The organism is Micromonospora sp. NRRL B-16802, from assembly GCF_001279555.1.
Classification (GTDB): Bacteria; Actinomycetota; Actinomycetes; order Mycobacteriales; family Micromonosporaceae; genus Micromonospora; species Micromonospora profundi.
In genome coordinates, this window is record NZ_LGEB01000051.1 from 72,017 (window position 1) to 85,454 (window position 13,438).

Below are 13,438 nucleotides of genomic sequence, written 5' to 3' on the forward strand. Positions count from 1 at the left end.
CCTCACAGCGGAGGGGCGACGTCCCGCCGCTCCTCGACCCGCCGGTATTCCACCGGCTGCTCCTCGGTGGTGACCACCTGACGGCGACGACCCCAGATCAGCGTGGTCATGATGAGGCCGAGCACGCCGGCGCCCATCAGGATCCAACCGACCACGTCGAGGTCGAGGCCGCCGACGCTGGCGTCGAGCGCGAAGGTGAGGATCGCGCCGAGCGCGATCAGGAAGATGCTGGTGCCGATACCCACGACAGCCTCCTTAAGGGGGTGTGGTGCGCTGTCGAGGTTCATCAGTACCCCGAGGTAGGGCAGAGCAATCGCCAATGCTTGAGGGGGCCGCGCCGGGCGATCTTGGCATCGGGTAGAGTTCGAGTGTCACCGGCGCTTGTCGGGGACGTGCGGACGTAGCGCAGCTGGTAGCGCATCACCTTGCCAAGGTGAGGGTCGCGGGTTCGAATCCCGTCGTCCGCTCGCGATTCGCCCCTCAGGGCCTGGCTCCTTGAGGCAGGCGGTCACCACGGGCGATTGGCGCAGTGGGAGCGCGCTTCCTTGACACGGAAGAGGTCACTGGTTCAAACCCAGTATCGCCCACCATATTCTTGCTGATCAAAGGGCTGGGCCTTCGGGTTCGGCCCTTGTTCGTCGGCGACACCCGCATCCGTTCGGCGTGGCCGGGATGCCATCGGTCGAATGACCTAACCTCGCCCCCTCGACGGCCCCGGCAGGTCGATCTAGCTGTCACGTCGACACCGCCCACTGTGGTGGGGGGCGCACCACCCAGGCCGATACGACGGTCACCAGCGGCGTGATCCGCAGAGATGGATGACTGATTCCCGGTCGGCTGCGCGCTGCGAAGGTCGATCCACCGCCGCAACGGTGGGGCTACCGGGCCGAACCGTACTCGCGTATTCGGTCCTTCCTGGAGGGTGTTTCCGATGATCAGTTTTCGGATGTCCAAGCTTCTGCCGGCCGCTGGGCGGAAGGCGGTCGTGGCAGCGGCCACCGCCGGTGTCGTAGCTGTCGCGTTGGTCGCCAGTTCGGCCAGCGGGGCCGGGCAGCGTCCGACGGTGAAGAAGCCGACCATCGTGCTGGTGCACGGTGCGTTCGCCGACGCCTCCAGCTGGAACGGCGTCGTCAAGCACCTCAAGCGGGACGGCTATCCGGTGATCGCCCCCGCCAACCCTCTGCGCAACCTGCAGAGCGACGCGGAGTACGTGCGCTCGGTGGTCGACAGCGTGTCTGGGCCGGTGGTGGTGGTCGGCCACTCGTACGGTGGTTCGGTGCTCAGCGAGGCGGTCGCGGGCGACCGGGACGTCAAGGCCCTGGTCTTCGTTGCCAGCTTCATGCTGAAGCCCGGCGAGAGCACGACAGACCTGTCCGGGAAGTTCCCCGGTAACGTGTTGGCGGTTTCGCTGGACGAGGTGCCCTTCCCGATGCCCGGCGGCGGCTCCGGCACCGACCTCTACGTCCAGCAGCGGAAGTTCGGCGCGGTCTTCGCCCCCGACGTTCCGCGGGACATCGCGGACGTGATGGCGGCCACCCAGAGGCCGGTCACGGCGGCGGCGCTGAACGGTCAGGCCACGAAGGCCGCCTGGACCAGCATTCCGTCGTGGAACATGATCGCCACCGACGACCTGGCTATCCCGGTGAAGGCCCAGCGCTACATGGCCGAGCGGGCGGGTGCGCACACCGTGGAGATCAAGGCTTCGCACGCCGTCACTGTCTCCCGTCCGCAGGCCGTGGCGAGCCTGATCGACAGGGCGGCGCGCTCGACGAGCCGTTGACCCTGAGAGTCGACAGTCCACACGCCGTCCGGCTGGGTGACCCCCAGCCGGGCGGCGCTGCCGCAGCGGCTGCACACCCGAGTGTTCTGCCACGGGCAGATCCGCTACCGGTTTGCCGCCCCTTGCCGCAAAGGTGGGGCGTATGAGGCTGCTGATGCTTGGCGGTACGGGTTTCGTGGGCGGGGCGACGGTCGCCGAGGCGGTCGGTCGCGGCTGGTCGGTGACGGTGTTCAACAGAGGCGTGCACGGCAGGGTTCCTCCCGGCGTACACCGGTTGCGGGGTGACCGGACCGCGCCGGACGGCCTCGCGGCGCTGGCGGACGGCGAGTGGGATCTGGTGGTCGACACCTGGGACGGCGCCCCGCGCGGGGTGCGGGACGCGGCCTGCGCGCTGGCCGGCAGGGTCGGGCAGTACACCTACATCTCCAGCGGATCGGTGTACGTCGCGTCCCCGCCCGCACAGGTAGGCGAGGGGGCACCCACAGTGGAGGCCTCGGCCGACGCCACCGACGGCGACTACGCGCAGTGCAAGGCGGGTGGGGAGTTGGCCGCAACGGAGGTCTACGGCGAGCGGGCCCTGCTGGTCCGCGCAGGTCTCATCCTCGGCCCGGGGGAGGACATCGGCAGGTTGCCGTGGTGGCTGCAACGGGTGGCCCGCGGCGGCGACGTGCTGGCACCCGGCCCGGCGGACCTGCCCGTGCAGTACATCGACGTGCGGGACCTGGCCGGTTGGACGCTCGACCGGGCAGCCGAAGGGGTTGGCGGCGCGTTCAACGTCATCAGTCGTAGCGGGCACACCACGATTGGCGAACTGCTGGCGTCGATCGTCGCGGTGACCGGCTCCGACGCCCGACTGCGCTGGACCGACCCGGAGTCGATCCTCGCCGCCGGGGTGGTCCCCTGGAACGACCTGCCGATCTGGATTCCGCCAGGTCACGAGTTCCGGTGGTTGCAGGAGCGCGGCGTGGAGAAGGCGTACGCGGCGGGGCTGACCTGCCGCCCGGTGGCCGACACGGTCGCCGACACCTGGCGGTGGTTACGTGCCGTCGGGTCGGTGCCGCCCCGCGCCGGACGTCCGGCCCGGGTGGCGGTGGGGCTGGACGCGGAGCGGGAGGCGGCGTTGCTCGCCTGACCGGGTGGGCCGGCGGCGCCGGTCTCAGGCCTGCACGACCGGCAGGTCCAGCACCTCGTCGACGCTCCGACGCGGAGTGGGTCGACCCGGCTGGCCGTAGCCGATCCGCAGCACCATCTGCGGCGTGCCGAACCGCCCCAGCGACAGCCGCAACTGCTCCCGCGCGGTGGGCACCTCGATCGGCTGGGACAGCATCGACACGCTGAGCCCGGCGTCGGTGGCGGTGAGCAGCAGCCGCTGCATGGCCTGGCCGGCGATCACCTGGTCCACAGCGGTGTTGCCGACCGAGCCGAGCACCCCCACCAGGGGTTCCGGCTCGAAGTCCCGCCCCGGTGCCCGGTCCCGGCTACCGAAACCGCGCGTCGGCAGCACGTCCTGCGGCTCGCCCTGCGGGCCGCCGGCTCGGACGGGCACGCCGTCCGGCGCGGGCTCCCGGCGCAGCCACGCCTCGCGTTCGGCAAGGTAGGCGGGGTCGCGTTCCAGCACCCGGTGCGCGCTGCGGGCGACCTCACCGAAGGCGGTCACCGCGCTCACCCCGATCACCAGCTCCAACCAGCACTGCTCGGCGCGGGCCGCCTCGCCGAGGCGCCACCGGACGTCGGCAGGCACCGGGTCCGGCCAGAACGGCAACCGGTTGCTGAAGCGGCGGGGGATGGCCGCGTGCAGGCTCTGCTCGGCGGGGGTGGGGCGGCGCGGCATGTCCGGCACCAGCCGGGCCAGCAGGTCCGGTTCGGCGGGGTCGGGGCGCAGCCGCACCTGGGCCGGCGTACCGGCGACGGCGAGCGCCATCCGCAGGTTGAACAGCGCTGCGCCGCAGGCGATCCGGACACCCCACCCGCTCGGGTCGGTAGCCGGCAGTCGGCGGGTCGGGTCGGCGAGCACCTCGATGCCGCCGTCGCGCAGCCGCAGCCGCCACGGCTGGGTGTTGTGCAACGACGGTGCCCGAACCGCGTCCACGGCGGCGGCCCGTAGCTGGTCCGCTGTGTAGCCGACGTCCATGGCGATGCTCCCTTCCCGGTGGGCCGACGGCGGGAAAACGCCGCGACCGCTGACACCCCTACGGTCCGCCCGTGGGGTGCCCGCTGAGCAGGGCCTTACGTCCCGATCCGGTGGGCCCGACCGACCCTGCCGGAGCCCCTTCGGACGCGCCGCACGGACGTGTTACGGCGGGTCGGGACCTTCGGCCCGTGCAGCCGGCCCTCGGCGCCTGTAGAAACGAGGGATGATCCGCGTGTTCCTCCTCGACGACCATGAGGTCGTCCGCCGTGGCCTGGCCGACCTGCTCCAGAGCAGCGGCGACATCGAGGTTGTCGGCGAGTCCGGCTCCGCGCAGGAGGCGGCCCGCCGCATTCCGGCGTTGCGGCCCGACGTGGCGATCCTCGACGCCCGCCTGCCCGACGGCAACGGCATCGACGTGTGCCGGGACGTCCGTGCCGTCGACTCGTCAATCAAGGGCCTCATCCTCACCTCGTACGAGGACGACGAGGCGCTGTTCGCGGCGATCATGGCGGGCGCGGCCGGATACGTGCTCAAGCAGATCCGCGGCACCGATCTTGTCGACGCCGTACGCCGGGTGGCGGCCGGGCAGTCGCTGCTCGACCCGGCGATCACGACCCGGGTCCTGGAGCGCATCCGCAACGGCGTCGAGGAGCCACGCGAGTTGAAGTCGCTCACCGAGCAGGAGCGGCGGATCCTGGAGTACGTGGCGCAAGGGCTGACCAACCGGGAGATCGCCGGAAAGATGTTCCTGGCCGAGAAGACTGTGAAAAACTACGTGTCCAGCGTATTGGCGAAGCTCGGCCTGGAGCGCCGCACCCAGGCGGCGGTGCTGGCCACCCGCCTGCTCGGCAAGACGCCCTGACCCGTCCGGTGCCGCTCAGCCGACCAGCACACCCCGTGCCGGTCAGTCGCGCAGCGGCACCGACCAGCACACCTCGGTGCCGTGCGGGTCGACCGGGCGGATGGTGAAGGTGCCGGCGAGGCGGTCGGCCCGTTCCCGCAGGTTGACGAGCCCGCCCCGGGCGGCGGCGGGGTCGCAGCCCACCCCGTTGTCGGTGACGGTGACGGAGACCTGGCCGTCGGCGACGCGGACGGCGACTGCCACCTGGGTGGCCTGCGCGTGGCGGACCGCGTTCGACAGTGCCTCGCGCAGCACGGCGATGAGGTCCGGGCGGATGGCGTCCGGGACGGCGCTGTCCACAGGTCCGGTCAGATCCAGGCGCGGTCGGTGGCCCAGTGACTCGGCGGCGGCCTCGACCGCCTCCCGGATCTCGGTGCGCAGCGCGGCGGACATCGGTGTACGCAGCTCGAAGATGGTCCGGCGGATGTCGCGGATGGTGGCGTCGAGATCGTCGACGGCCGCGTTGATCCGGTTGGCCACCTCCGGGCGGCCCATCGGCGCGGCGCTCTGCAATTGCAGGCCTGTGGCGAAGAGCCGCTGGATCACCACGTCGTGCAGGTCCCGGGCGATCCGCTCGCGGTCCTCCAGGACCACCAGCAGCTCCCGCTCCTCCTGACCGCGCGCCCGTTCCATTGCCAGTGCGGCCTGCCCGGCGAAGCTGCCCAGCAGTGCCACGTCCTCCTTGCTGGTGCCGCCGCCGCGTTCCGCCGGGTGGGCCACGATCAGCACGCCGTGCAGCGTCTCGGCGGTGGCCAGCGGCGAGATCGTCGCCGGGCCGGTGTGCAGCAGCGCCGGCCACGGCGCAGCGTGCGCCAGGTCGTCGACCTCGGCGTGTCGGCCCTCGGCCACCGCCGTGCCGAAGCTGGTGTCGGCGGCCGGCAGGACCGTGCCGACAAGCGCCCTGGCCTGCTCGTCGGCGCCGTCGACCACCTCCACTGTGAACTGGTTGGTGTCGGCGTCGTGCAGCAGCACCAGCGCCAGCTCCGCCTCGGCGACCTCCCGGGCCCGCCGGGCGACAAGCGTCAACGCGTCGGTGCGGCGGACCTCACCGAGCAGCACGGTGGTGATCTCGGCGGTGGCGGCCAGCCAGCGTTCCCGCCGGTGCGCCAGGGCGTACAGGCGGGCGTTCTCGATGGCCACGCCCGCGGCGGCGGCGAGCGCGACGACGATTTCCTCGTCGTCGTCGGTGAACTGCGCGCCGCCGTTCTTCTCGGCCAGGTAGAGGTTGCCGAACACCTGCTCCCGGATGAGCACCGGCACGCCCAGGAAGGTGTGCATGGGCGGGTGGTTGGCCGGGAAGCCGTAGGACAACGGGTGCTTGGTGATGTCCGGCATCCGCAACGGCCGGGGATCGTCGATGAGCAGACCGAGCACACCGCGCCCGTGCGGCAGGTCACCGATCTGCTCGTGCTGCTCCGGCGTGATGCCGTGCACGATGAAGTCGTGCAACATCCGGTCCGGACCCACCACGCCCAGCGCGCCGTACCGGGCGCCGACAAGCTCGCAGGCCGCCTGCACGATCCGTTGCAGGGTGCTGCGCAGGTCCAGGTTGGTGCCGATGCCGACCACCGCGTCCAGCAGCGCCCGCAGCCGTTCCCGGCTGGTCATCACCTCGCCGACGCGGTCCAGCATCTCCTGGAGCAGCTCGTCGAGGCGTACCCGCGACAGCGGGCTCAGCCCGAGCGACGGCGTCACCGGGACTTCCGGGCGATGCGGCGGATCGGTGCTGGTCACCCGACGATGATACGGCCGGAGGCGTCGCCGCTGTCGCGTGCCTCAGCCCAGCTCGTCGCGCACCGCTGAGGTGTCGACCACCTGGTCGGCGGGCAACCGCGGTGTGTGCGGCGGGCCGGCCACCGCCGGGTCCGCGATTCCCAACCGCAGCACGATGTACGGGTAACCGATCCCCGCGAGCATCTGACGCAGGGTCTGCCGGGTGGCCGGAACCTCCACCACCGCGCTGAGCGGCACGACCGACACGCCCAGCCGGGTGGCCGTCAGCCAGGCGGCGGAGAGCGCCTCACCGGCACGCAGCCAGCTGTCCGGCTCGTCCTCGTCGCCGTGCAGCAGCGCGTACGCCGCCGCCCGGTCGTGGCCGGGACCGACGGGCAGGCTGCCGGGGCGGCCGAAGTCGCGGCCCGGCACCGTGGTCTGCGGCGGCTGGTCGGGAAGTACGTCCGGCGGCAGGCCGGTGCCGCTTCCGGCCTGGCTGGTCCAGTACGCCAGCTCGGCGCGCAGCTCCTGGTCCTCGGCCTCGACCGTGTCGGCGCGCCCGGCGGTGGCCGCCAACTCCAGCACCTGGTCCTGGTTGAGGATCTGCAACCGGCATCCCTCGGCGGTGACCGCGCGGGTGATCTCCCCGATCGCGGCCGTCGGCACCGGCTCGTCGCTCACCGGTCGCCGGTCGGTGTGCCGCACCGACATGCACTGCACCATCCGCATGGCGTCGGGGTCGGCGCTGGTGCGGGTCAGGCCGGTGAGCCGGGCCAGCAGTTCGGGGTCGCCCGGGTCGGGCATCCGCTGCACCACAGCGCGCCAGCCCTCCGCGGCGAGTGCCAACCGTGCGTGTTGCAGGGCGGCGCCGCAGCTGATCGCGAGCAGCCGGCCCTCCGGGTCGGTGGCCGAGAGTCGCCGGTCCGCGACAGTACGCAGCTCCAGCGCCTCGGGCAGCACCCGCCAGCGCCACGGCTGAGTGTTGTGCACCGAGGGCGCGTGCCCAGCGGTCGCGGCGGCCTCCGCGAGTGCGGTGGTCAGCTGACGTTCCTGACTCATTCTCACGACCTTTCGTCTCCTACCATCGTGCCTCACCACCCGGTACCCGCGTGGCTCGCCGCCCCATCCTGTGACATGCGGAGGCGTCCCGCACGGGCCGCAGGTCCCGATCCTGTCGGGTCGTCAGGCGGTCCCGCCGGCACCCGGATGGTCCGCGTCGGGCTTGCGAAAAGTCCGGTGCACGGCCCGTGACGGTCCTGGCCTGCGACGATGCGAAGGTGAGCGCGGAGTCGACCGGATGCGTGCCGGAACAACCGGCACGACGCCGCATCCGCCGCTGGTGGGCGTGGGCGCCGCTGGTAGGGCTCACCGTCGCGGTGCTCGTGGGTGCCCTGTTGCGGCTCGCCGGCCGGGTCGGCGCGGCAGACCTGATCTGGGCGGCCGTCACGGTGGCCGCGCTGCTGCCCGCGCTCTGGTCGATGCTGCGCTCGCTGTGGCACCGGCACTTCGGCGTGGACGTGATCGCCGTCCTGGCCCTGGCCGGGGCTCTCGGGGTCGGCGAGTACCTGGCCGGTGCGGTGATCGCGGTGATGGTGGCGACCGGACGGTCGTTGGAGGCGTACGCGCAGCGCCGGGCCACCCGGGACCTGCGGGCACTGCTGGAACGCGCTCCGCGTACCGCGCGTCGCCGGGGGCCGGGCGGGGCTATCGAGGTGGTGCCGCTGGACCAGGTGGCGGTGCAGGACCGGTTGCTTGTCGGCCCAGGTGACGTGGTGCCCGTCGACGGGACCGTCGACGAACCGGTCACGCTCGACGAGTCGGTGGTGACCGGGGAGGCGCGGCTGGTCCAGCGGGCCGCCGGCGAACAGGTCGCAAGCGGTGTGGTCAACGCCGGCGCCGGGTTCGGCATGCGGGCCACGAAGAGCGCCGCCCAGAGCACGTACGCCGGGATCGTCCGGCTGGCCGAGGAGGCGACAGCCCGCAAGGCGCCGACGGTCCGGCTTGCCGACCGCTACGCCGCCGCGTTCGTGCCGTTCACGCTGGTGTTGGCCGGGTTGGCGTGGCTGCTCTCCGGCGACGTGGTCCGGGCGGTGGCGGTGCTTGTGGTGGCCACCCCCTGCCCGCTGCTGCTGGCCACCCCGATCGCGATCGTGTCCGGGCTGTCCCGGGTGGCCCGGCGCGGGGTGCTGGTCCGCGACGGTGGCGCGCTGGAACTGCTCGGCCGGGCACAGACCTTGCTCGTGGACAAGACCGGCACGCTGACGGCGGGGCGTCCGCGCGCCGCCGAGACGGTGGCCGCGCCGGGCGGCGACCGGGACGAGGTGCTGCGGCTGGCCGCCTCCGTCGAGCAGCTCTCCCCGCACGTGCTGGCCGCCGCGTTGGTGCGGCAGGCCCGCGAGCGGGGGCTGCCGTTGACCGAGCCGACCGAGGTGACCGAGGAGCCGGGCGTGGGGGTCAGCGGCCGGGTGGACGGGCGGCTGATCCGGGTCGGGCAGTTCACCGGCGAGCTGCCCGACTGGGCGGACCGGACGCGGGCCCGTACCGAGCTGACCGGCTGGTCCACGGTGTGGGTCAGCGACGACGACGGCCCGCTCGGCGCGATCCTGTTGGAGGACCCGGTACGCCCCGACGCCCGCCGGACCGTACGCCGGCTGCGCGCGGCGGGACTGCGGCGCATCGTGATGGTGACCGGCGACCGGCCGGCCACCGCCGCCCAGGTCGCCGCGGAGGTCGGCGTGGACGACATGCTCGCCCGCTGTACGCCGCAGGAGAAGGTGGCCCGCGTCCGCGCCGAGGCCGAACGGGCAGTCACCGTGATGGTCGGTGACGGGGTGAACGACGCGCCGGCGCTCGCCCAGGCGCACGTGGGCGTGGCGATGGGTGCGACAGGCGCGAGCGCCTCGGCGGACGTGGCCGACGCGGTGCTCACGGTGGACCGGCTGGACCGGCTCGCCGATGCGGTGGAGATCGCCCGGTACGCCCGCCGGATCGCCGTGCAGAGCGCCACCGTCGGGATGGGGCTGGCGGTGCTGGCGATGATCGCGGCGGCCATCGGCCGGCTGCCCCCGGTGGCGGGCGCGTTCCTCCAGGAGGGCATCGACGTGCTTGTCATCCTCAACGCGTTGCGGGCGCTCGGCGGCGGCCTGCGGCACCGGGACGTCCCACAGCCGACCCGGGAACTGCTCGCCCGCTTCGCCGCCGAACACAAGGGGGTCCGCGACGTGCTGGCCGGCCTGCGCGACACCGCCGACCTTGTCGCCACCGACCCGGCCTCGCCGAGGTGTCTGCCGGCGGTACGGGAGACGCACCGCCGGCTCACCGACGAGGTGCTGCCGCACGAGGCGGCCGAGGAGCGGCAGCTCTATCCGGCGTTGGCGGGTCCCCTGGGCAGCGGTACGGCGACCGCCACGATGAGCCGTGCGCATGTGGAGATCCGCCGCCAGGTCGACCTGCTGGGGGCGCAGCTCGCCCAGACCGCGGACGGTCGGCTGCGCCCGGACCAGGTGCCCGACCTGCTGGCCACCCTCTACGGGTTGGACGCGCTGTTGCGGCTGCACCTGGCCCAGGAAGAGGAGGAGTTCTTCTCGCTCGACCCGTCCGACCCGCAGCCCGAGCCCCGCTGAGCCGCCGGGCCGGGTGGGGATCAGCGTTCCCGGACCACGGCGACGGGGCACCCGGAGTGCTGGATGAGCTGTTGGCTGACCGAGCCGAGCAGCATCCCGGCCAGCCCGCCCCGACCCCGGCTGCCCACCACCACAAGCCGTGCGGTGCGGCTCGCCTCGATCATCATCGCCGCCGGGCTGCCCGGTACGAGGTCGACGGTGACGGCCAGCTCGGGAAACGTCTGCCGCCACGGCTCCACTGCCTGCTCCACGGCGGCCTGCTCGCCCGACACGCCGGCAGCCGCGCTCGGCCCTTCGGTCCAGGCGTGCAGCACCCGCAGCGGCACCCGCCGCTGCGCTGCCCGTTCGGCAGCGAAGCCGAGCGCCACGAGCGACTGCTCCGAGCCGTCCACGCCGACCGCTACCGGCCCGTCCGTTCCGCCGGCGGTCCCGTCGCGGACCACCACGACGGGGCACCGCGCGTGCGCGGCGACCGCCACCGCCGTCGACCCGGCCAGCAGCCCACCGAACCCGCCGTGGCCACGGCTGCCGAGCACCAGCAGTCCGGCGTCGGCCGAGCGTTCCTGCAACACCAGCGCGGGCGGGCCGTCGTACACCTCGCCGGTGACTGTCAACCCGGGATGCTGTGCCGTGGCGTCCGCCGCGGCCTTGCGGACCAGGTCGTCGACCTGTCGCCGGGCGGTGTCGTCCGGCCAGATACCGGGTGCCACGCCCGGACCGACCCAACTGGCCACTGTCAACCACTCGAAGACGTACGCCAGCCGCACCGGCTGGCCGCTGTGCTCGGCCTCCTCAAGCGCCCAGTTCACTGCCACCGAGGCGTCGGTGGAGCCGTCGTAGCCGACCAGGATCTCGGCGTCACGCACGTCGTCCTCCTCAACGATTCGTCGGGTCGGTTTCGCGGACCCAGCGCCACTCCGCCACCTGCGGATCGTCCTCGCCGTGCTCGCGGGTGTAGTCCCGGGCCGCGTGCCGGGCGTCGACCATCCGCTGGCGCAGGTGCGCGGCACGGGCGGCCAGCCCCGGCACCCGGTCGATGACGTCGATGACCAGGTGGAACCGGTCCAGGTCGTTGAGCATCACCATGTCGAACGGTGTGGTGGTGGTGCCCTCCTCCTTGTAACCGCGCACGTGCAGATTCTCGTGGTTGGTACGCCGGTAGGTGAGCCGGTGGATCAGCCACGGATAGCCGTGGTACGCGAAGATGACCGGCCGGTCCGCTGTGAAGATGGTGTCGAACTCGTTGTCCGGCAGGCCGTGCGGGTGCGCGGTGTCCGGTTGCAGGCGCATGAGGTCGACGACGTTCACCAGCCGTACCTTCAGCTCCGGCAGGTGCTTTCGCAGCAACTCGGCGGCGGCAAGCGTCTCCAGCGTGGGGACGTCGCCGCAGCAGGCGAGCACGACGTCCGGCTCGGTGCCGCTGTCGCTGCTGGCCCACTCCCAGATGCCCAGGCCACGGCGGGTGTGCTGGACGGCCTCGTCCACTGTGAGCCAGTTCGGTGCCTGCTGTTTGCCGGCCACCACCACGTTTATGTAGTGCCTGCTGCGCAGGCAGTGGTCCATCGTGGCGAGCAGTGTGTTGGCGTCCGGTGGCAGGTACACCCGCACCACCTCGGCCTTCTTGTTGACGACGTGGTCGATGAAGCCCGGGTCCTGGTGGGAGAAGCCGTTGTGGTCCTGCCGCCACACATGGCTGGAGAGCAGGTAGTTGAGCGAGGCGATCGGCTGCCGCCACGGGATCGCCCTTGTCACCTTCAGCCACTTGGCGTGCTGGTTGACCATCGAGTCGACGATGTGGATGAACGCCTCGTAGCTGGTGAACACGCCGTGCCGGCCGGTCAGCAGGTAACCCTCCAGCCAGCCCTGGCACAGATGCTCGGAGAGCACCTCCATGACCCGGCCGTCGGGCGAGAGGTGGTCGTCGCCGGGCACCGTGCCGGCCATCCACACACGGTCGGTCACCTCGAAGGCGGCGCCCAGCCGGTTGGAGGCCACCTCGTCCGGGCCGAACAGCCGGAACGTCTGCGGGTTGGCGGCGATGACGTCGCGGATCCACGGGCCGAGCACGCCGGCCGCACCGGCCATCGGCGTGCCCGGTTCCGGGACGTCCACGCCGTACGTCCGGAAGTCGGGCAGGTCGAGGTCGCGCAGCACCAGGCCGCCGTTGGTGACCGGGTTGGCGCTCATCCGCCTGTCGCCGCGCGGCGGCAGCGTCCGCAGCTCCTCCACCGGGGCGCCGGTGGCGTCGAACAGTTCCTCGGGCCGGTAGCTGCGTAGCCACTGCTCCAGCTCGGCGAGGTGCTGCGGGTTGTCGCGGACCTTCGACAGCGGCACCTGGTGGGCGCGGTAGGTGCCCTCGACCTGGGTGCCGTCGACCTCCGCCGGGCCGGTCCAGCCCTTCGGCGTACGCAGAATGATCATCGGCCAGCGGGGGCGTTCGACGGCGCCGCCCGAGCGGGCCTGACGCTGGATCGCGGCTATCGCGTCCAGCGCCTCGTCAAGCGTGGCCGCCAACATCTGGTGCACCAGGGCCGGCTCGTCGCCTGCCACCACGTACGGCTCGTAGCCCGAGCCCCGCATGAGGTCGAGCAGGTCCTCCTCGGGGATCCGGGACAGCACTGTCGGGTTGGCGATCTTGTAGCCGTTGAGGTGCAGGATGGGCAGCACCGCGCCGTCGCGCGCCGGGTTGAGGAAAACGTTGGACAGCCAGCTGCCGGCCAGCGGCCCGGTCTCCGCCTCGCCGTCACCGACCACGCAGGCCACCACGAGGTCCGGATTGTCGAACGCGGCGCCGTAGGCGTGGCTCACTGCGTACCCCAGCTCGCCGCCCTCGTGGATCGAACCCGGCACGTCCGCCGCGACATGGCTCGGGATGCCGCCGGGGAAGGAGAACTGCCGGAACAGCTGGGCCATCCCCGCCTCGTCGTACGCCACGTCGTGGTAGCGCTCGGACCAGGTGCCCTCCAGCCACGTGTTGGCCACGATCGCCGGGCCGCCGTGCCCGGGGCCGGTGATCAGCATGGCGTTGAGGTCACGTGCCACGATCACCCGGTTGAGGTGCGCGTAGATCAGGTTGAGCCCGGGGCTGGTGCCCCAGTGGCCGAGCAGCCGTGGCTTGATGTCCTCGGGGGTCAGCGGCTCGCGCAGCAGCGGGTTGCCCAGCAGGTAGATCTGCCCCACCGTGAGGTAGTTCGCGGCACGCCAGTAGGCGTCCAGCCGACGGAGTTCGTCGTCGGTGAGAGGGCGCTGCGCGTCGAGAACGGTGTCCATGATGCTGCCTCTCGGGTAGG

General features: G+C 72.3%; 10 protein-coding genes and 2 tRNA genes. 6 read left to right on the forward strand and 6 right to left on the reverse strand.

Annotated elements, in window-relative coordinates:
- Positions 1-2: 2 nt before the first annotated feature.
- The gene (locus ADK66_RS09465; RefSeq protein ID WP_053653674.1) at positions 3-245 is read right to left on the reverse strand and encodes a DUF6458 family protein; all 243 of its coding nucleotides are present in this window, start codon (positions 243-245) and stop codon (positions 3-5) included.
- A 149-nt stretch (positions 246-394) separates the two neighbouring features.
- On the opposite strand from ADK66_RS09465, the gene ADK66_RS09470 reads away from it, so the two are divergent.
- From ADK66_RS09470 to ADK66_RS09485, 4 genes are all read left to right on the forward strand, one after another.
- A tRNA-Gly gene (locus ADK66_RS09470) sits at positions 395-467 on the forward strand.
- 48 nt (positions 468-515) lie between these two features.
- Positions 516-590: transfer RNA gene (locus tag ADK66_RS09475), tRNA-Val, on the forward strand.
- Between the two features lie 341 nt (positions 591-931).
- Positions 932-1,780, forward strand: coding sequence for an alpha/beta hydrolase (locus tag ADK66_RS09480; RefSeq protein WP_053653550.1), 849 nt, complete (start codon positions 932-934; stop codon positions 1,778-1,780).
- A 142-nt stretch (positions 1,781-1,922) separates the two neighbouring features.
- Positions 1,923-2,912: an NAD-dependent epimerase/dehydratase family protein gene (locus ADK66_RS09485; RefSeq protein ID WP_053653551.1), complete on the forward strand. Its 990-nt coding sequence runs from the start codon at positions 1,923-1,925 to the stop codon at positions 2,910-2,912.
- Between the two features lie 24 nt (positions 2,913-2,936).
- Here ADK66_RS09485 and ADK66_RS09490 read toward each other — a convergent pair whose 3' ends face one another.
- Positions 2,937-3,911: a nitroreductase gene (locus tag ADK66_RS09490; protein ID WP_053653552.1), complete on the reverse strand. Its 975-nt coding sequence runs from the start codon at positions 3,909-3,911 to the stop codon at positions 2,937-2,939.
- A gap of 223 nt (positions 3,912-4,134) precedes the next feature.
- Here ADK66_RS09490 and ADK66_RS09495 point away from each other — a divergent pair, with 223 nt between their 5' ends.
- Positions 4,135-4,773 carry a response regulator transcription factor gene (locus ADK66_RS09495; protein ID WP_053653553.1) on the forward strand — a complete coding sequence of 213 codons (639 nt, stop codon included), beginning with the start codon at positions 4,135-4,137 and terminating at the stop codon, positions 4,771-4,773.
- Between the two features lie 42 nt (positions 4,774-4,815).
- Here the strand turns inward: ADK66_RS09495 and ADK66_RS09500 are convergent, their stop codons facing one another.
- Together ADK66_RS09500 and ADK66_RS09505 are read right to left on the reverse strand one after the other, a co-directional pair.
- Positions 4,816-6,489, reverse strand: coding sequence for a GAF domain-containing sensor histidine kinase (locus ADK66_RS09500; protein ID WP_053653676.1), 1,674 nt, complete (start codon positions 6,487-6,489; stop codon positions 4,816-4,818).
- A gap of 99 nt (positions 6,490-6,588) precedes the next feature.
- The gene (locus tag ADK66_RS09505; protein ID WP_167945270.1) at positions 6,589-7,584 is read right to left on the reverse strand and encodes a nitroreductase; all 996 of its coding nucleotides are present in this window, start codon (positions 7,582-7,584) and stop codon (positions 6,589-6,591) included.
- A 218-nt stretch (positions 7,585-7,802) separates the two neighbouring features.
- Here ADK66_RS09505 and ADK66_RS09510 point away from each other — a divergent pair, with 218 nt between their 5' ends.
- A complete protein-coding gene (locus tag ADK66_RS09510) occupies positions 7,803-10,148 on the forward strand; it encodes a heavy metal translocating P-type ATPase (RefSeq protein WP_053653678.1) in 2,346 nt (781 codons plus the stop codon).
- Positions 10,149-10,168: 20 nt separating this feature from the next.
- Here ADK66_RS09510 and ADK66_RS09515 read toward each other — a convergent pair whose 3' ends face one another.
- Both ADK66_RS09515 and ADK66_RS09520 read right to left on the reverse strand, forming a co-directional pair.
- Entirely contained in the window at positions 10,169-11,014 is an 846-nt protein-coding gene (locus ADK66_RS09515; RefSeq protein ID WP_053653555.1) for a universal stress protein, read from the reverse strand.
- 10 nt (positions 11,015-11,024) lie between these two features.
- A complete protein-coding gene (locus tag ADK66_RS09520) occupies positions 11,025-13,418 on the reverse strand; it encodes a phosphoketolase (protein WP_053653556.1) in 2,394 nt (797 codons plus the stop codon).
- Positions 13,419-13,438: the final 20 nt, after the last annotated feature.

Excerpts from the sequence above, each read along its gene's own strand:
- ADK66_RS09480 (WP_053653550.1), top strand. The coding sequence starts at position 932 with ATGATCAGTTTTCGGATGTCCAAGCTTCTGCCGGCCGCTGGGCGGAAG.
- ADK66_RS09485 (WP_053653551.1), top strand. The coding sequence starts at position 1,923 with ATGAGGCTGCTGATGCTTGGCGGTACGGGTTTCGTGGGCGGGGCGACG.
- ADK66_RS09490 (WP_053653552.1), bottom strand. The coding sequence starts at position 3,911 with ATGGACGTCGGCTACACAGCGGACCAGCTACGGGCCGCCGCCGTGGAC.
- ADK66_RS09495 (WP_053653553.1), top strand. The coding sequence starts at position 4,135 with ATGATCCGCGTGTTCCTCCTCGACGACCATGAGGTCGTCCGCCGTGGC.
- ADK66_RS09505 (WP_167945270.1), bottom strand. The coding sequence starts at position 7,584 with ATGAGTCAGGAACGTCAGCTGACCACCGCACTCGCGGAGGCCGCCGCG.
- ADK66_RS09520 (WP_053653556.1), bottom strand. The coding sequence starts at position 13,418 with ATGGACACCGTTCTCGACGCGCAGCGCCCTCTCACCGACGACGAACTC.